The organism is Streptomyces sp. NPDC014861 (assembly GCF_043081625.1).
Taxonomy (GTDB): Bacteria; Actinomycetota; Actinomycetes; order Streptomycetales; family Streptomycetaceae; genus Streptomyces.
The window spans coordinates 133,669-151,589 of sequence record NZ_JBIBWV010000009.1; the positions used below are offsets into that span (position 1 = coordinate 133,669).

12 protein-coding genes are annotated in these 17,921 nt (G+C 73.7%); 2 read left to right on the plus strand and 10 right to left on the minus strand.

The annotated features are described in order from the left end of the window. Positions 1 to 301: 301 nt before the first annotated feature. Positions 302 to 604 (minus strand): hypothetical protein, encoded by a 303-nt coding sequence (locus ACF1BN_RS20605; protein ID WP_392333010.1) that lies wholly within the window; start codon positions 602 to 604, stop codon positions 302 to 304. Between the two features lie 693 nt (positions 605 to 1,297). Here ACF1BN_RS20605 and ACF1BN_RS20610 point away from each other — a divergent pair. Next, positions 1,298 to 1,963 (plus strand): response regulator, encoded by a 666-nt coding sequence (locus ACF1BN_RS20610; protein ID WP_392333011.1) that lies wholly within the window; start codon positions 1,298 to 1,300, stop codon positions 1,961 to 1,963. A 9-nt stretch (positions 1,964 to 1,972) separates the two neighbouring features. On the opposite strand, the gene ACF1BN_RS20615 is transcribed toward ACF1BN_RS20610, so the two are convergent. The 4 genes from ACF1BN_RS20615 to ACF1BN_RS20630 form a co-directional block, all read right to left on the minus strand. Continuing rightward, positions 1,973 to 3,205 (minus strand): sensor histidine kinase, encoded by a 1,233-nt coding sequence (locus ACF1BN_RS20615; protein WP_392333012.1) that lies wholly within the window; start codon positions 3,203 to 3,205, stop codon positions 1,973 to 1,975. A gap of 217 nt (positions 3,206 to 3,422) precedes the next feature. Continuing rightward, positions 3,423 to 4,793 (minus strand): FtsX-like permease family protein, encoded by a 1,371-nt coding sequence (locus tag ACF1BN_RS20620; protein ID WP_392333013.1) that lies wholly within the window; start codon positions 4,791 to 4,793, stop codon positions 3,423 to 3,425. Positions 4,794 to 4,798: 5 nt separating this feature from the next. Further along, complete coding sequence (locus ACF1BN_RS20625; protein WP_392333014.1) at positions 4,799 to 5,551, minus strand: ABC transporter ATP-binding protein; 753 nt, start codon at positions 5,549 to 5,551, stop codon at positions 4,799 to 4,801. A 391-nt stretch (positions 5,552 to 5,942) separates the two neighbouring features. Further along, the gene (locus tag ACF1BN_RS20630; RefSeq protein WP_392333015.1) at positions 5,943 to 7,541 is read right to left on the minus strand and encodes a TIGR03086 family metal-binding protein; all 1,599 of its coding nucleotides are present in this window, start codon (positions 7,539 to 7,541) and stop codon (positions 5,943 to 5,945) included. Positions 7,542 to 7,957: 416 nt separating this feature from the next. Between ACF1BN_RS20630 and ACF1BN_RS20635 the strand changes: the two genes are divergently transcribed. Continuing rightward, entirely contained in the window at positions 7,958 to 8,629 is a 672-nt protein-coding gene (locus ACF1BN_RS20635) for a hypothetical protein (protein WP_392333016.1), read from the plus strand. Positions 8,630 to 9,023: 394 nt separating this feature from the next. On the opposite strand, the gene ACF1BN_RS20640 is transcribed toward ACF1BN_RS20635, so the two are convergent. Genes ACF1BN_RS20640 through ACF1BN_RS20660 form a run of 5 tightly spaced genes read right to left on the minus strand, consistent with a single transcriptional unit; the run spans position 9,024 to position 17,913 of the window. Then, positions 9,024 to 11,165, minus strand: a complete 2,142-nt coding sequence (locus tag ACF1BN_RS20640) for a hypothetical protein (RefSeq protein ID WP_392333017.1) — start codon at positions 11,163 to 11,165, stop codon at positions 9,024 to 9,026. Between the two features lie 29 nt (positions 11,166 to 11,194). Then, positions 11,195 to 11,770, minus strand: a complete 576-nt coding sequence (locus ACF1BN_RS20645; protein WP_392333018.1) for a hypothetical protein — start codon at positions 11,768 to 11,770, stop codon at positions 11,195 to 11,197. Next, the gene (locus ACF1BN_RS20650) at positions 11,763 to 16,028 is read right to left on the minus strand and encodes a LamG-like jellyroll fold domain-containing protein (RefSeq protein ID WP_392333019.1); all 4,266 of its coding nucleotides are present in this window, start codon (positions 16,026 to 16,028) and stop codon (positions 11,763 to 11,765) included. The genes ACF1BN_RS20645 and ACF1BN_RS20650 overlap by 8 nt, the downstream gene beginning before the upstream one ends. Then, the gene (locus ACF1BN_RS20655) at positions 16,025 to 17,350 is read right to left on the minus strand and encodes a baseplate J/gp47 family protein (RefSeq protein ID WP_392333020.1); all 1,326 of its coding nucleotides are present in this window, start codon (positions 17,348 to 17,350) and stop codon (positions 16,025 to 16,027) included. Before ACF1BN_RS20655 ends, ACF1BN_RS20650 begins: the two co-directional genes overlap by 4 nt. Next, positions 17,347 to 17,913, minus strand: coding sequence for a hypothetical protein (locus ACF1BN_RS20660; protein WP_392333021.1), 567 nt, complete (start codon positions 17,911 to 17,913; stop codon positions 17,347 to 17,349). Before ACF1BN_RS20660 ends, ACF1BN_RS20655 begins: the two co-directional genes overlap by 4 nt. Positions 17,914 to 17,921 lie beyond the last annotated feature (8 nt).

The window sequence follows — 17,921 nt, forward strand, 5'->3', positions numbered from 1 at the left end:
TGGACGCTGTAGGTCTCCACGGACGGTGCTGTGATGACGACCATGGACGACGTCCTGCGGCAGTGCACGGGCGCTGCCGATCGCATTCTGGACGCTGAGGAGCCCGCGACCGGAGCGGGTCAGACGTCCGTTCAGATCGCGTCCCCTCCGATGGATCGAGGACAAACAATCCAGGCCCGCCGGGGCTGCCGGCCCTGGGCAGGTCGAGGACGGCAGTGAAGTGCCTGGGGTGGGGGACTCGGACTTACGGGTCGAACAGGCAGGGTTTGGGTGTGTTAGTGCAGGAGGAGTCAGGGGCCGGTCAGTCCGAATCGATGGGGCCGGTCCCGTAGTCGGCTCCTGAGTCCGAGCCGTTGCCGTGTGTCTGGCCGCTTTCCAGCTTGCGCCAGATGAGCACACTGGAGACGGCCGTCACGGCCAGACCCACCGCCCAGATGAGACCCCAGGGAAGGTCCTTGCCGGTGGTCAGCAGACTCGCGAACGCGGTGAGACAGCCCGCCACGAAACCAGCCCACGCGGACAGGAACGCAGTCGTTCCCAGCTGCTCCCCGAAACCGTCCGGCACCTCGCCCGCGCCCATGTCCCCGCCCTTCTCGCCCGCCACGGCCTGGAAGGTCCAGTCTTGTGCGCGGAAGGCCCCACGCCAACCCTCGGGAACCCGAACAGCGTCATGCGATTCCGCAGGATCCCTCCCCCCTCGTTCCTGAGCTACGAACTTCAGCTGCTCCAGGAGCGGCTCCAGGCCACGGTGCAGGCGCACCAGTCCGGACACCCGCCGGGCAAACCCCCTGCCACCGCCCCAAAGCCCGCCCGGAGGCCTCGGCGGAGAAGGTCCCCAAAGCTGCAACTGTCGGCGGGAAGACCGCTTTCGACGAGGACGGCGACTCGAAGAGGAAGCGGCCTCTACACCGAGCTGCCCGCCCGGGCGGGCCCCGGCCAGATCACCGAACCGACTGTGCCGTCCGAGGACGAACCCTCGGAAGCGCCGCCGGTGAAGGAGTCGGAGGAAGAGTCAGGCCGCGAGCAGACCTCCAGCGAGGCGGCGGCACGGGACGACGCGGCGACCGCGTTCGATGAGGTGCTGGTGCCTGTCGCCGTTCCTCAGCGTCGACCAGGTGCGCGGGTACGACGGAGCCTGCCCAGCACACGTAGACCTGGGTGGCCTCAGCGAGCGCGAGTCCGAGTGCGAGGGGCACCGGGGGAAGACGCGTGGCAGTTGCTGTTCACCGGCCGGTGATGGGGGTTCACAAAGCCTCACGGGTCCAGCACCGGTGCTGGACCGGCGGATACTGGGGTGGTGATCGACAAAGAGTTGCGTGTGGTACTGGCCGAGGACTCGGTCATTCTGCGTGAGGGCATGGTCGAGTTGCTCGGGGCTCGCGGGTGCGAGGTGGTGGCCACGGCCGGGACCGGTCCCGAGCTGTTGGACGCCGTGGCCGTGCACCGGCCGGACGTGGCCGTAGTGGATGTCCGTATGCCGCCCACCCATACCGATGAGGGCATCTGTGCCGCCCTTGAGATCCGTGCGCGGACTCCTGGGACCGGCATCCTGGTCTTTTCCCAGCACGTCGAGCACGCCTGGGCGTCCAGGCTGCTCGCGGAGGGTGCGGCGGGCATCGGTTACCTGCTGAAGGAACGCGTCGCCCGCACCTCGGAGTTCGTGGACGCATTGCACCGGGTCGCCGGTGGGGGTACCGCCCTCGATCCGGAGGTGGTCACCCAGTTGATGCGTGGTGGGCAGCGCGGCCGGGTGGATGCGTTGACGCCGCGTGAGCGCGAGGTGCTGGAGCTCATGGCGCAGGGCCACTCGAACCGTTCCGTGGCCGCCCTGCTCGTCGTGTCCGAGCGGGCGGTGGAGAAGCACGTGGCCGCGGTCTTCACCAAGTTCGACCTGCCCTCGACGGGGAGCGAGAACCGGCGGGTCAAGGCGGTCCTGGCCTATCTGTCCGAGATGGCGCGGTGATCCGGGACGTCACGGGTGCGTGGGCAGTTCGGCAGTGATCGTGGTGGGCCCGCCGGGCGGGCTGTCGATCCGCAGGGAGCCGTCGACCGCGGCGAGCCGCTCGGCCAGCCCCGCCAGGCCGGTGCCGCCGCCCGCTCTGTCCCCGGTACCGGGCGTCGCGCCGCCGCAGCCGTCGTCCCGCACGGTCAGGCGCACGCGTCCGCCGGTGGTGGCCGCCGTAAGCTCGGCCGAGCGGGCACCGCTGTGCTTGGCAATGTTGGCCAGCAGCTCGGCGGCGCAGAAGTAGAGGGCCTGTTCGACCACGGGGTGGGGACGTGGTGCCGGGTCCAGCCGCATGGTGACCGGGACGGGGCAGACGGCGGCGAGGCCCGGCAGGGCGTGGGCAAGGCCGTGGTCCAGGGCCACCGGGTGCAGGCCCTGGGTCAGTCGGCGCAGTTCGGTGATCGTCTCATCGGTCTGGCCGCGGGCCCGGCCCACCAGGGTGCGCAGCCGTCCGTGGTCCGGGGCGTCGGGTTCGAGGGCGTCGTCGGCCAGGGACAGGGTGATGGCCAGGGCGACGAGCCGCGCCTGGGCACCGTCGTGGAGATCACGCTCCAGACGGCGGAGGCGGTCGGTGTTCTCCATGAGCAGGACGGCGCGGGCGGCCTCCAGTTCCCGGACGCGTCTCTGGGCCCGGGCGGGGCTGAGCAGTTGCCGCGCGAGGTGGCGCTCTGCCCGGCTCAGCACCCGGACGGCACCAGGCACCGCGGCCAGGAGCACCGCGCCGAGTGCCACACTGCTGGGATCCAGCCAGCTGACCGGCTGCGGGCCCGTCTCCAGCAGGCGTTTCCAGAGCGGGAAACCGGCCAGCCAGCAACAGCCGAGGGGAAGGAGTACGGCGCCGGCGAAGCCGAGAACGCCGAGCGGCAACCGCAGCACCAGGTAGAGGAGTGTCCGCCACGCGACCGGGTCGGCCAGCATGGCACGACCGCGGGCGAGGACACCGCCCGTACGGGCAACCCTGGCCGGGGCCTGGACGTACTCGTCCAGCAGCCGGTCCAGGAACCACCGGTGGAGTGTGCCCCAGCCGCGTGCGCCCCGCAGCGCGAGGGCCACGAACGGCAGGCCGAGCACGGTCAGCGAGAGCAGCGCGCCCGCGTACACGACGGCGACCGCGTACACTCCGCCGAGCAGCGCGAGCGGCAGGCCGACCACGGCGAAGGCCCATTCCCCGGCCCGGACGGAGAGATACCCGCGCGGCACGGCACCAGCACCAGCCGGTCCACAGGACGCCGGGGCAGAGCCGGTATCCGCCCCGGGCCCGCACGACGCCGGGGCAGAGCCGGTATCCGTCTCGGGGCCGCAGGACTCCGGGACCGAGCCGGTATCCGCCCCGGGCCCGCAGGACTCCGCGGCCGAGCCGGTATCCGACTCGGTACCCGCCCCCGCGTGCCGCGACGACGCCGAGGTGCCGGCGCGGTCAGTCACGGCTGCCGCCCACCAGCTCCGCCGCCGGACCACGGACCGCCCACACCCCCGTGGCCAGGATGCTCGGAACGGTCAGCAGCAGCGCGCCCGCGACGATCCACGAGCAGTCGGCCGCCGGTATCTGTGGCAGCGCCGAACCGGTCACCGCCACACTGAAAGCTGCCGACGCCGCGCCCGCCACCACCGCGCCGAGCAGCACCCCGACCGCCGCGGTCAGTCCCGCCTCGGCGCTCAGCATGCGCAGCAGCTGCGCCCGCGTCGCGCCGAGGAGCCGCAGCAGTGCGAACTCGCGGCGCCGGTCGGCGGTCACAGCGACCAGGGTGTTGATGGTCGACACCGCGGCAAAGCAGGTCAGCAGCGCCAGCTCCGCCTGGCGCAGCCAGACGTCCGTGGCGGAAGCGACCCCGGTCCCCGTGTGACCCGCGGCGTGCGCGGCGGTGCTCGTCATGACGATCATGGTCCCAGAGAGCCCCACGAGCAGCGCCACAGGGACCACGGCGGAGGCCAACCGCCGTGCATGGCCTCGCAGGTTGGCATCGGCGAGCCAGCCCGCACCGGGCACCACGGCCCGTAGTGGTCCGCCCAGCGCGGCCGTCAGTGCGCGCCCGGCAAGCGGCCCGGCAAGGCCCATCGCGATGAGCAGGACCAGCGAGGCGAGCAGTGCGGCCTGCCCGGCCTTGTCCACCTGCTCAGCCGGCCGCGTCGCGGCCAGCCGCAGCAGCAGGACACCCCCGGTCAGCGCTACGGCACCGACCAGCAGACGTGCGACACCCGTACGGGCGTGCTCGGTCGAACTCGCCGTCAACGCCGCCGCAGGCGCGATCCGCGACACACGGCGGGCCGCGACGGCCGAGGCCGCCAGGCCGACGGCGAGTACGACCGCCACCGCGACCAGAGCCGGCAGGGGCGTCCCCGGCACGCGCAGGCCTGGCGCCGCCATCCCTTGGCGCTGCAAGGCGGCGAGGGCGAGCCGGCCCCCCACCGCCCCGGCAGCCCACCCCGGCAGGGCCATCAGCAGCGTGGTCGCCACCACCTGGCCGCGTACCAGCCTCCGCGCCTGGCGCGGGGTCGCGGCGACGGTCCTCAGTAGGGCCAGCTCACGCAACTGCTGGCGAATCGCGAAGCCCAACGCGTTCACCACCACGAAGAACGCGACCAGGACCGAAATCTCACCGAAGGCCCCGGCGATCACCATCACTCCCGGCCCCGCCACCTGTTCGCGCACCGCGGTGGAGGCCGTCGCCTCCGCCGCGAAGAGCCCGCCGAAGAGCGTCACGGTGGCGATGGCCAGGAACAGCGCGACCGCCAGGCCGACGAAGGAGGCCGGGCGTCGGCGCATCTGCCCGAGGGCGATCGCAGTCATCCGTCTCACCCGCCCAGCCGGCTCAGGCACTCGCTGATCCTGGCCGCGCTCGGCCGCCGCAGCTCCTCCACGAGCAGACCGTCGGCGAGCAGCAGCACCCGATCCGCGTACGCGGCGGCGACCGGATCGTGCGTCACCATCACGCAGGTACCGCCCTCACGGTCCACCCCCTCGCGGAGCAGGGCGAGGATCTCGTGTCCGGTGGCCCGGTCCAGCGCGCCCGTCGGCTCGTCGGCGAACAGCACCCGGGGCCGGGAGACCAGAGCCCGCGCGATCGCCACCCGCTGCTGCTGCCCGCCCGACAACTGACCGGGCCGGTGCCCCGCACGCCCCGCCAGCCCCACCCGCTCCAGTGCCTCCAGCACCCGGCCCCGCTCGGGTCGCTCACCGGCCAGCCGTCCGGGCAGCTCGACGTTCTGTGCCACCGTCATCGCGGGCATCAGGTTGAAGGCCTGGAACACGAACCCGACCCGGCTGCGCCTCAGCACGGCCAGCCGCCGCTCCGGGAGCCGCGACACCTCCGTACCGTCCCACCAGACCGAGCCCCGCGTGGGCCGGTCCATCCCCGCGAGACAGTGCAGCAGCGTGGTCTTGCCGGACCCCGAAGGCCCCATCACCGCCGTGAACGTCCCGGACGCCATGTCCACCGACACTCCGCGCAATGCCCGTACCACGGCGCCCCCGCGCCCGTACTCACGGTGCACGTCCTGCGCCCGGGCGGCGGTCGCCGCCCCGATCTCCGTCATCGTTTCAGCCATGCCCCCATCCTGGGAGGCCGCCGCCCGGAGATCGATGGTGCCCGCACCCGTCCTGAGGGTTCGGAAGACCGAACCCGACCGTGGACCGGGCGGATGCCTGTCGCTGTCTCGACGACGGCATGCCCCCCGTCGTCCCTTAGGGGACCCGGGCCGACGCACAGCGCCGGCCCGCGGCCTTTCACAGCTCGCGGCGGTGGCCTGCCGAAGCTCGCGGTCAGTGACGCAGCGCGCCTGGGCATCGAGGAGGAGGACCGACGCGGCTCGACCGGTTGTTCTGGTCCGACGTCGACCCGTACGGAACCTTCCGTCGCGACATGGACTCCCGGCTCGACCTGGGACTGCCGGTCAGCGTGCCGCCTCCAGGCTCCACCGAACCTACCGCCGCGGCGGCTCACCGCCCCGATCGGTGCGGGATGCGGCGGCCCAGGAATGCGGCGACCTGGTCGAGGGCCGGGGCGTGCTCGGGTACGGGCTGCGCCGAGGCGATGGATCCGCCGGCCGTACGGGGCAGGTCACCGTAGATCTCCCGGACGACCGGCAGGGCGGCACGCGCGATGTCGGGCTCCAGGTCACGGTCGCGGTCGAGCGCGGCCGCGAGGTCCCAGCCATGCACGAGCAGCTCGATGAGGAGTTGCTCGACCAGGCGACGGCCGGGGGCAGGGCCGAAGGAGCGGTCCAGCATGCCCGGTTGCCGGAAGGCGGCGCGAGCGTCGGCGGCGGCGGTCTCGAAGGCGGCGATGTGGTCATGGCCGAGGTGGTCCTCGGCGTGGCCGTCGGTGGGGGGCGTGCCCTGAGCCAGGCCGCCCCAGATGATGTTCTCCCACACCAGATGGTCGAGCAGATCCCGCACGGTCCAGTCCGTGCAGGAGGTCGGTCGGTCGAACTGGTGCGGCGCCGTTGCGCGCACGAGTGCGCCGACGGTGTCCTGGACGCGCGTGAGGGCTTCCAGCACCCCGCCCGGCCAAGGGTCGGAGTCATCCGTGTAGAGGGCTTCGAGCCGGGCGTCGCGCGCGCCGGGCGCGGGATTGGCACGCAGCGCGGTGGTTAGCCACCGTCCTTCCTCGGCGATCCCGACGGGCGCGGGGCGGCCGCCGAGGACGCACAGCAGTTGCCAGAAGCGCTCGACTGCGGGCTCGGCCGCGGCGGTGAGCTGCTCACGCAGGAGTGTGCGGGCTTCGGCGCCGTCGGCGGTCACGGCGAGGACGTTCGCGCGGCTGGGCAGCCAGGCGGCGACGACGGCCGCGACGACCTGGTCGGCAGCCGGGGAGTCCGCCGCGACGCCGGCCCGCATCGCCTCGCGTACGCGTGCGGTCCAGGTCTCGGTGAGGGCGCGCATCTCCTCCCCCGCGCCGGAGTCCTGTGGTCCCCTCTCCTGGCGGGCGGCGTACTCCGCGATCCGCTGCATGGCGGAACGCAGCTCCCCCTCGGCGATCAGCTCACCCAGCTCCAGCCACGCTTCGACCTGCTCATCGGTGGGATCTTCCGGCAGGTCGGCACCGGCCGCGAGAAGGCCCTCGCGGAAGTGGGGAACGTCCAGATCGCCGAGCGTGTCGGTGAGGAAGTCGTGGACCAGCTCGCGGCGTTCGTCGGGGGACAGCTGGGCGGTACGGGTCATCAGGGCAAGTCCTTCGTGGGTGGTGCGACGGGTGACGGTGCGCAGGACGGCCTGGTGGGTCCGCAGGCGGCGGATCTGCGCCTCCAGAGCCTCGACGTGCGCGGCCGCCACCTCCGTCAGCCCGTCCTCGCGATCCAGGGCAGCCCGAATGTCACCGAGCCCCATCCCCAGGTCACGCAGAGTGCGAGCCAGCTGCAACCGGGCCACGCCAGCGGTGTCGTAGCGCCGGTAACCTCCGGCGGTCCGGCCGACCGGTGCCACCACACCCACGTCCGACCAGTGCCTGACGACCTTCACCGGCAGCCCGGTCAGCCGCGCCACGGCCCCGATGCTCCACGTGGAGGGCGAGGAGTCGTCCATGCGCATGTGCTCCATCCTTGACTCTCCCTTCGTGGGAGAGTCAAGCAGCCTCATGGCAGCGCGGGCGGACGAGACGGACGCCGACCCAGGCCCTGGCCGAGCTCGCCCGGCCGCAGGCGCAGACCGCGCATCCGGTCCGCGCGCTGCCGGCCGAGGCTGCCGCTGTTGCGGGACCGGTCGGTGACGGCTGCCCCGCCGCCACCGATGTCGATGTGGACGGGACACCCACCCGCAGCGCGGGGCAACCTCGCGGGTCTCCTCCCCGGCCTCGACACGGACAGAAGCCCGCAACCGGATTCGCTCCCGCGCAGCGCTCTCGGCGTCGGCCGACCCACCGACCCGGGCGTATCTCACTCCCCTGTGACGGAGCCCGTGGTGAGACGCTCCGGCCGTGTGGAACCGGGCGCTCAGGGGCGCCCGTCCCCCCGTACATGCTGACCGCCCTGGGGATACTCTTCGCCGTCGCGCCCACCGTCGTCTGGGGGACGATCGCCCGGACCCGTGCCGTCGGATTCGCGGTCGGTGGCATGCTGCTCGCCGGAGCCAGTCTGCTGATCGGCGTCCAGCAGGGTTGGCTCGACGCTCCCCGACCCGACGCCCATCTCGTGTTCACGGCTCTCGCGCCCCTGCTCATCGCCTGCGGAGCGGGACTGGAGGGACGCCACGAGAACTCTCCTTCGCGTCAATGGAGGTCCCGTCGCAAGGGAGCGACCGGCTTCCTGGGGACGCAGTTCGGCCTCACTCTCGTGGCCGGCCTCCCGTACGCACTGTTGATCAGCGACGGTTCGGAGGCCCCGCCGTCCAAGGCCCTGCCCTCGTTGCCGCCGGGCCTCAGCCTGGTCGACGAGGACGTCAGCTGCGCTTCCGGCGGCTGCTGGCGCGTCGCGACGGTCGCCAGTGAGGACGGCCTGTCCCGCCCGGAGATCATCCGCCGACTGGGCCTCCAGCAGAAGAGCTGCCGTACCAACGGCTGGCTGCTCGACCGACGTGACCTGTGCGTCGGAGCCACCGACGACGGCAGGAACGTCACCATCACCGCAGGCGTGGGATACCCAGGCGCCGCTATCCGGTCGGCCACGGTGCTCCTGCACAAGGATCCGTGACGAGAGCCGCGTGCCTCACCGGTGACCATCCGGGGCTTCGACCGGCCTCCCACCCCGACTGGACCGGCTCCGCGCTTGGTTCGCCGTGGTCGGGCGAGGGGCTGGTGGAGCGCGGATGAGGCCCACTCGGCGCTCCAAGGGGGCCTCTTCCACAGGGTCGGGCTACCGGCGGACCCCGCCTTGAGCCGTCGAGACCCGCGCGGACGGACACCGGCCCGAGTCGGCCGATGACGCGTACACCGAGCTGTGCCCCGGATGACGCGGGCCCGGGCGCGGATGGCGCTGTCCGCGCTCGCCCGCGTCCGCAGGTCCGGCGCCGGAACCGTCGTGCTCGCCGAGACCGTACGTGCCTGCACGAGGGGGGAAAGAAGTCTGTCGCCAAGGGCGAACGTGGTCACTTGGATTCTCGGAAGGGCGCGGAAAGGCGGGCCGGGCCGTGGGTGGAGAGGGGCCGGTCCGCCGGCCGGCCGAGGAGTTCTGGGTGGAGGAAGCGGCCCTTCTGGGCGGGTGGCTTTTCCTCTTCGGGGGTCAGGGGGTGGGCCCTCGCCCAGTGGTCGCAGCGGACTCCGGTCACCTGCCAGCAGACCTCGAGGCCGGGGCCGCCGCCTGCGATGGCGAAGGTGTGGTCGGCGAGGGGGCGGCTGACGTGCAGTTCGGGGGCCGGGGCGCCGATCGCGGTGAGCTGGTAGCGGAAGGACTCGTTGAGCGACTCGAACCAGTCGGGCAGTTCGACGACGGCACGGCCGTCCTCGTCGAGGACGGCCGTGCCGTCGTAGACGTTCTTCAGTTCCGGGGACTCGACGGCCGCGTGGACCAGGAACCGGTTCTCGGGATCGGTCGGGTGGTCGATCCGGATGATGTTCGCGCTGTCGGACACCGTCCCCGTGATGACCACGTCACCGTCCAGGAGCGCCGCCTTCTCCGTCCCCTTCGCGTAGAGGCCGGTGGCGCCGTGGGCTTCGACGCCGTACGACTGGTCGCTGCTGCCTCTGACGCCCGGGCCCAGGGTGCACTCGCCCAGTACGCCGGCGTTCTCGCGGCCGCCCTTGCCCCGCACGCCGTGGCTGTCCGTGCTGGTGCCGAACACGCCGGGGCCGTCGCCTCCGGCGCCCTGGACGCCGGGGTGGTCTCCGCCGCCCTCGCCGGAGACCCCCGCCGCCTCCTCGCTGGTGCCCGTGACACCGACGCCCTGGGTGCTGGACGCGGAGACACCGGCCCCGCGGGTGCTCTCCGCCAGGACGCCCGCGCCGCGGTCGCTGACACCGGAGAGACCCGCTCCGTCGCCTCCGGTGCCGAGGACGCCGGGGCTGGACGCGCCGCCGGTTCCGGAGAGGCCGGGGCCGTCGACGCTGGTCCCCGACACGCCGGGGCCCGAGGCGCTGGTCCCCCGCACGCCTGGTTCGTCCCCGCCGGACTTCCCTTCGACGCCCGCGCCGTCGCCGCTGTCGCCGACGACGCCGGGCCCCTTCTCGCTGGTCCCGGAGACACCCGTTCCGTCGGTGCTCGTGCCGAGCACGCCCGCGCCGTTCGTGGCGATGCCCTCCACACCGGCGGAGTCGGCTCCGCCCGTGCCGCGGAGGCCGACGCCCCGGTCGCTGGTGCCCACGACTCCCGGGCCGGTGGCGGTCGCGTGGCCGTTGACGCCCGCGGCGTCGCCTCCGCCCTCGCCGCTGAGGCCGTCGCCGTTCACGCTGGTGCCCCGGATTCCCGGGCCGCTCGTACTCGTCCCGGTCACGCCCGGGCCGCCCGTACTCGTCCCGGCCACGCCCGGTCCGTCGACCGCCTTCCCCTCCACACCTGTGGCCGTGGTGCCGCGGGTCTCGGCGAGGACGCCCGGGCCCTGCTCGCTCGTACCGGAGACTCCGGCGCCCTCGGTGGCCTCGCCGACGACGCCGGCCCCCAGCCCTCCGCCTGTGCCGGTCACCCCGGCGCCCGCGGCGCTGGTGCCGCGGATCCCGGGGCCGGACCGGCTGTCGCCCGTGACACCCGGGCCGGAGCCTGTGCTGCTCCCGGAGACGCCGGGGCCGTCGGCGCCGGTCCCCGACACGCCGGCGCCGGGGCCTTCGGTGCTGCCGGCCACCCCCGCGTCCTGCGCGCTCGTCCCCCGCACGCCGGGGCCCGCGTCGCCGGTGCCGAGGACGCCCGGGCTCCGGGCGGCTCCCTCTCCGGCCACACCCGGACCGTCGGGGCTCGTCCCCTTCACCCCTGGGCCTCGGGTGCCGGTGCCGAGCACTCCGGGTTCGGTCCCCTTGCCGACGCCCGACACACCGACGCCCGCGAGGCTGGTGCCGAGGACTCCCGTGCCCGCGGAGACGGAGCTGCGGGAGGAGCCCAGGACTCCTACGCCGCCGCCCTTCTTGTGGATGCCGAGCACGGCGCCGACCTCCTTGGTCTCCGTGCTCGTCCTACCGCTCACTCCGACGACACCGCCGCCCGACGCGCTGTCCCCGAAGACGGCGAACTGGACGTCCTCGGCGTTGGGGTCGAAGCCGGTGCCGTCGCCTTCTTGTCCCACGACCTGTCCCAGTTCGGGCATGGCCGCCTCCTTCCGGGTGTGTGCGGATGTCACTCGTAGGCGATCTGGACACAGAACACCCGGGCCGTGCCGTTGGCGGCGCCGGTGATGCCGATCGTCAGGAAGTGGCGATGCGTCAGGTTCTCGATGCGCACGTCCCCCTGCGCGTTCACGGGAGTCCCCAGGACGTTCGACGAAACGAGGGATTCCGCTCCGATCCCCTCGTTGCCGATCTGACGTCGCTTCAGCGTGACCGTCAGAGTGCCGGCCGACTTGTTGCCGGTGGCCAGGAGGGATTTCACCCGTACTCCGTCGGGGAGGACGATGTTCATGAAGCCGTGGGCCTCCGCCGCGGGGTCGGCCTTCTCCACCATGTCCACGCCCTGGGTCCACGCCGGTTTGTCCCCGTCGGGGAACAGCGCGGGCACCAGGGTGAGGTGCCGTGTCTCGGCGGCTCCGCCCAGTGCCTCGATGATCGGGTTGATCTGGTTCCGCGCCAGGTCGGCGAACTCGGTCTCCAGCTGGTGGAAGCGGTTGTTGAGGCCGTCCTCGCCGCCCGCCTGGACGCGGTGCTGGTGGTCGATCCAGTCTTTGTGGCTGAATTTGGGGACGTAGCGCTCAGGCATCACGGCCGTCCTTGCGTAGGCGGATGAAGGGGGACGAGAAGGGGTCCGCGACGTGGTACGTCGGGAAGGTGTGCAGGCTCGGCCGCTCCCTGTCCTCGTCGTCGAGTCCGGCCAGGGTCCGCAGGCGGTCGGTGCGGCACTCGACGCCGACGGGGTGGAACCAGTTGAGGACGTTGAGGATCAGGTCGTACTGCTCCTTGGTGATCTTGGCGCCGGTCGGGGCCGTCCCCTCCTTCAGGTCGACCTCGCACTGGTACGGCAGGAGGCCCTCGGCGGTGAGGTGGGCGGCCCGGAGGAGGACGCGTCCCGGCGTGACTCCCGCGACCGTGCAGAGCGGGGCATGGGGGGTTGTCGGTTCGGCTGTGCCGGGGCCCTCCGGGGTGGTGGACCACACGAGTACCTCGCCGAGGCCGGTGCCCAGCGGTACTTCGGCGGCGAGGCGGGGCGGGGCGGGCGGCTCCGCGGCGAGCGGTGCGGGGTCGGCCAGGAGCACGGTGCCGCTGCGGCGCGGCGCCATGACGAGGCAGGGCGGGTACGGGGCGGCGGCGGGGCTCGCGGCGAGGGCGGGCCCGCCGCGGCCGGGGCTGAACACCTGGGGCAGGCGGACGTCGGCGGTGGTGTCGACGAGGAGGACCCGGCCGGCGGCGGAGGGCGAGCCGGCGGTCGCCACGTACAGCAGCCTCTCGTCGCCGCTGAGGCTCAGCGCCACGGGTTCGGTGCCGGGTGCGAAGTCGGAGAGGACGACCTTCGGGGTCGCGTCCGGCGGTCGGTAGAGCAGGACTCGGCCACCGCCCGAGGTGCCCGGGCCGGGGCTGATCAAGTACAGCTTCGTGCCGTCCGCCGTGACGGCGAGGGAGCGGGCCTTCGGATCGCCGGTGGCGACCTCCTCGCGCAGCGTCAGCGTCGCGCGTTCGACCCGGCACCATCGGCCGTCGGCGAGGAGCACGTACAGGGAGGGACTGTCGGCGGCGACGGCGAGGGACCGGGCGGCGGCGGGCAGGTTCAGCGGGGTGGCCGGCGCACCGGTCGTCAGGGCGAAGGCCCGCAGCGTCGCGTCGCCGCAGCCGACGTACAGGCGGTCGGCATCGGTGGCCAGGGCGGCCGGGCTCGGACAGAGCGGCTCCGGCGGAGCGGCGGCCGGCTCCAGGTCCACCGGATCGAGGACGGTCACGCGGCCGAGCCGTTCGTGGGCGACGAAGAGGCGGCCGCCGCCGAGGGCGAGGGCGCCGGGGAAGGGGGCGACCCTGCGGGAGGCACCCAGCGCGAGGTCGGGACAGGGCTGCCCCTCGGCCTCCGTCAGGGTGACGGAGGTGATCCGGTGCGCGCCCGGATCCGCCAGGAAGAGCAGCGACCCGTCGGCGGCGAAGCAGGCCGCGGCCGGCGCGGCGGCGGGGGCGGCCTCGAACGGGACGGTCTCGTCGACGGTGACCTCGGTGGGGCCGGTGACGGTGAGCTGCTCTCCGGGGCGCACGGCGACCCGGACGGTCTCCGGTCCGCCGGGCGTGGGCGGGTCGACCCGGATGTGGTCGAAGCCCGCCGCGAACGCCCGCGCCGCGAGGGCCGGGGCGGTCAGCGTGGAGTGACGGATCCGCAGGGCGCGGCCCTGTGCGTGCAGGGCGGTGTCGGGGTCGGGGTCCGCGGGGCCCGGGGTCGGCCGGCCGCCTTCCTGGGCGGAGTACGAGGCGAGGACGACGAGCTGTCCGTCGGTGGCGGCCAGCACGTCGAGCAGCCGGTCGAGCGCCTCGCCGGTGACCCTCTGCATCAGCCGGTTGGCGTGCCCGGGGCCGTAGTCGACCGGGCGTGGCGACCGGCTCAGGTCGTCGGTGCGCAGATGCAGCAGGCGCGGGTCGAAGTCGGGGGTGGGCGGGCCCGCCGAGGCGGTCTCCGTGGCGCCGTGGCGGCCGGTGCCGCTGATGCTTCCGCCGGCCGTCAGGGCGGTGTCGCCGAGGCCGATCCGGAGGCGGCGGGTACCGCTGCCGACGTGGCCGTGGTGCGTGACCTCGACGCGTACGGTGACGTCCCCGGCCGTGAGGGCGTGCAGGATCCCCGGTCGGCCCGGCAGGAAGGCGGCGTCTCCGGCTTCCTGGCGGAGCACGGACCAGCGGATCTCGGCGTCCGGGAGGCGGGAGGGGTCGGGCTCGACGCGGAGGGTGAGGGCGTCGCCTTCCACGACATCCGGCAGCCCCGGTCCCGCGTCCGGGCCCGTGCCCGGGTCCCTGTCCGCGTCCGCGTCCGTGTCCGGGCCGGTTCCGGGACCGCCCGTCGTGATGCGGAAGGCGTCCCCGCGCGGCTGGGCCGCGTAGACGTGGCCGTCCCTGGTGTGCTGGACCCAGCCGAAGCCGGCCGCGTGCGCGAGGGCTCCGAGTCGTGCCGCGTCCACGGCCGTCGCCTCGGTGAGGGCGAGGAGGACGGCGCGTCCGACGCCGTGCAGGCCCGTGGCGTCGGGGCCGGGGTCGTACGCCTTGAGGACGCGCAGGGGTCCGGCGTTCGGCCCGAGACGCGCGACGAGGGCGTCGAGGGCGCGGACGACGGTGAGTTGCATCCGGCGGGCGTCCCCGTCGTCGGCGAAGGCCAGACCGGACAGGTCGGGGTGGCGGACCAGCCAGGTGGGGTCGAAGTCCGGTTCGTCCTGGTCGGCGGTGCCGACGGCGGCCTCCTCGGGGGCGCCGAGCGTGCCGTCGGCGGCGATGGACTGGCTCACCGGAAGCGTCCTCGGCAGGACGCGCAGGAGTTGTCCGCCGGTGACCACGGGTTCCGTCTGCTCGCGCACGACGAAGGGGGCGGGGTCGGCCGAGCCGGCGATCGGCCCGGCCACGGCGTTCACGGCGGCCTGGAGCGCGTCGGGGGTGGGCAGGAGCCAGCGGTGGAAGATGGCGAGCCGGCGGCGGTACTGCTCGTCGGCCTCGCCGGTGACCGGGGTGAAGGTGTCCCGGGCCGTGGAGGAGAGGCGTACCTCTTCGAGCAGGCCCTGGTACTGGAGGGTGGTCGGCGTCCCGTCGGCCAGGTTCTTCTTCCCTTGGCCCAGCACGAGCTCGGCGCCGCTGCTCAGTTCGCCGAGCGGGTCGTCCGTGACGTGCCGGGCCGCTTCCCGGCCGTCGAGGTGGAGCACGGCGGTGCTGGTCGTGGCCGTGTGGGCGAGGGTACCGGCGATGTGGTGGAAGGACCCGTCGCCGAGGTCCCGGTCGGCGTAGAGGTCGACCTGCGTGCTGCCGTCGGAGAGGGAGAGGCGGAGATTGCGGTCGATGCCCCGGAAGGCGCCGACGACGAGGGCCCAGCCCTTGCTCCCCGGGTCGTCGAGCCGCCCGCGCTTGGTGGCCACGGGGCCGTAGGCGGTGGCCCGGTCCGGTCGCACGATCGCCTCGACGGTGAAGGGGGCGCCGGCGGGAAGGTCGAAGGCGCCGGCGTGCGCGATGGTGATGGCGCTCCCCGGGCCGAACGCGAAGGCGTGGGCGAAGCGGCCGGTGCGGCCGCTGTGCGCGCCCTGGTTGACCCCCTCGCGGCCGCGCGCGGCGGCGTCGACGACGGTGGCCGGCTCGGCGCCGGGAGTGGGAAGGCCTGCCTCGTCGAGGGGCGGGAGGTCGTCGAGGTGGAAGAGCGCGACGGTGTCGTCGTCGACCGTGTGCGGGCGGGGCGGGAAGCGGGGGGCGCCCAGATCGAGGCCGAGCAGGTCGAGGCTGGCGCCGTGGGCGGTCTCGGTATCCCGTTGAGCCGTCACGTCGCGGAGCCGGGCGGCGAGGGTCTCGTGCTCGGCGCCGATGACCCAGAGCAGCTTGGCCAGGTTCCCGAGGAGGGCGGTGACCTCCCAGGTGACGGTGGTGACGGGGCCGCCGGGGCCGCGGGGGGTGAGCGAGACGAGACGCAGCCGGTCGGTGACGTCGACCGCGCGGCCGGGGATCGGGATCGTGACGGCGCCGTGGGCCGGGTGTCCGGCCGGGACGCGTACCGTCACGCACTCGGCCTCCGTGCCCTCGTCCCGGACGAAGGCGACGTCGACGGCGAGCGGGTCCGAGATGTCCTGACGGGGCGTGAGCAGGTAACGGGGGGAGGCGGGCGGTCTGCCGTAGTGGCGTGTGTAGCCCTGGAAGTCGTACGCGTGGACGGGGATCGTCCCGCCGGTCCCCTGGGGGCCGAGGGGGACGGCCACGCGTTCCATCCCCCGGTCGTACGGGGCGGGGAGGGCGCCTCGCATGACGGCGAGGGCGCCGCCCGGCAGCGGTTCGCGGAAGCGGAGGCGGGCGCGGCGGGCCGTCGTGGTCATGCGATCACGGTCCGGAGGTCGGCCATGGAGGTGTCCACGGAGAAGCGGGCGATCTCGTCGGGGGCGAGGTCCAGGTTCTCCCCCACGGACAGTTCCCGGGCGCCGCCGTAGGTGGCGCCGCCGTAGTGGGTCTGGCCGAAGGCGGGGGCGAAGCGGCGCAGCCTCAGGTTCTGCACGTCGGCCACGCCGGCGGCGGTGCGGGCACTGAGGACGATGTCGGAGTAGAGCACGCCGTGGCCGAGGCGGAGCCGGTCGACGGAGGCGCGCACGGTGTCGAGGATCGCGCCCTTGACGGCTTCCTCGTCGTGGCCCGCCTCGATGACCAGGGTGGCGCGCATCCCGACGTCGACCTGGTTGGCCGCGAGGAGGGCGGGGAACACCGACACCGGCCGCCACTGCCGGACGATGTCGAGGACCTGGCCGTACAGACCGGGGAAGGACGCCTCGTCGTCGGTCCAGGGCCATCCGGGTTCGGGGGCGACGACGATGTCGAAGAAGTAAGGGGATCCGGTCTGGCGGGCGCGGGAGAAGCCGCGGCTGCCGAACCGGAAGGTGCCGAAGGTGCGCCGGGTGGCTTCGACTCCGCCGAGCGGGTCGAAGACGACAGCGTCGCGTACGCCGTTGACGTCGAGAACCTGGGCGAGCAGCGCCTCCTGGGTCCACACGGTACGGGGGACGCCGAGCAGCCGGGCCCGGTAGACGGCGTCGGGCTCGCCGAGGTCGCCGCCCTGGAAGTCCCGGGCGACGACGGCCTTGAGTACGGCGGCGCCCAGGTCGAGGTTGTGCCGGGCCCACGCGGGGTCGAGCGTCAGCTCGGTGCCGAGCAGCACGTTCCCGGCGGCGCCGCGGGCGACGGCCTCGACCTCGACCGTGGCCGACCGCCGTTCCTCGGTGAGGGTGACGGCACCTATGCTGCGGAAGGCCGGCGACGGGACCCCGGGCGACGGCGGCGTCACCAGGACGGTGCCCTGCGGGAGCACGTAGTCGCGGTCGGGGACGGCGTCGGCGAGCGTCAGGGTGACGGGGCCGTGGGCCCGCAGTTCGCGGCGGCGCAGGCCGAGGTCGCGGCCGAGCAGGTCCAGGCTGGGGCCCTGGGCGGTGCTGACGAAGTTGCCGTAGTACTGGGACTCCAGGGCCCGCCACAGCTCGTGGGTGTCGACGGCGGCGGCGTCCAGGACCTTGCGCAGGGCGCTGCCGGAGGACAGGTCGACGTCGTCGCCGAACATGGCCCGGGCGCGCTCCTGCTGGTCGGCGATGATCCGGTCGATGCCCTTGAGGACGAATCCGTCCTCGGTGACGCCGAACCGTTCCTCGGTGGTCATGAGGTCCCCCTTGCTCGGAGGGTGAGAGCGGTGCTCGCGATGGTGTCGACGACGGCGAAGACCGCGTGGACGCGGGCGGCGTGCGCGGCGGCGATCTCCCGGCGATGGGTCTCCTCGTCCAGTCCGGGCCGGAGTTCGAGGTAGCGCGGGTCGTCGTCGAAGAACACCTCGCGCACGTCGGTGACCCGCAGGTCCGAGCTGACGCAGCGGACGAGTTCCATGGTGAGGAACTCCTTGCGGGTGGGCAGGTCGTGGGCGTAGGCGCTGAGGGCGAGGCGGTCGAAACCGAACGGCGTGTTGAGCCGGTCGCTTCCGGTCTGGGTGGCGACGCCCAGCTCCAGCGCCTGGCGCAGCGCCTCGGCGCCGACGACGAGCGTCAGGTCGAGGGAGCGACCGTCGAGGACGAGGTCCCCCTCGTCGAGGGCGAGGCTGCTGCCGAGGCTGGGCGCGCCGTCGCGGGGGCTCTCGGCGGGGAGGTACGGGAGCATGGCGGCGGCCTGCTCCGAGCCGCGCGCCGCCGTAGCCGCGGCGGCGGTCGGGAACGACGCTGCGGCGTGGGGCACGGCGGCGC

Bases quoted from the DNA above. Each gene is read 5' to 3' on its own strand.
- ACF1BN_RS20645 (WP_392333018.1), bottom strand. From the start codon at position 11,770: ATGCCTGAGCGCTACGTCCCCAAATTCAGCCACAAAGACTGGATCGAC.
- ACF1BN_RS20625 (WP_392333014.1), bottom strand. From the start codon at position 5,551: ATGGCTGAAACGATGACGGAGATCGGGGCGGCGACCGCCGCCCGGGCG.
- ACF1BN_RS20635 (WP_392333016.1), top strand. From the start codon at position 7,958: ATGCTGACCGCCCTGGGGATACTCTTCGCCGTCGCGCCCACCGTCGTC.
- ACF1BN_RS20655 (WP_392333020.1), bottom strand. From the start codon at position 17,350: ATGACCACCGAGGAACGGTTCGGCGTCACCGAGGACGGATTCGTCCTC.
- ACF1BN_RS20620 (WP_392333013.1), bottom strand. From the start codon at position 4,793: ATGACTGCGATCGCCCTCGGGCAGATGCGCCGACGCCCGGCCTCCTTC.
- ACF1BN_RS20650 (WP_392333019.1), bottom strand. From the start codon at position 16,028: ATGACCACGACGGCCCGCCGCGCCCGCCTCCGCTTCCGCGAACCGCTG.
- ACF1BN_RS20640 (WP_392333017.1), bottom strand. From the start codon at position 11,165: ATGCCCGAACTGGGACAGGTCGTGGGACAAGAAGGCGACGGCACCGGC.
- ACF1BN_RS20630 (WP_392333015.1), bottom strand. From the start codon at position 7,541: ATGGAGCACATGCGCATGGACGACTCCTCGCCCTCCACGTGGAGCATC.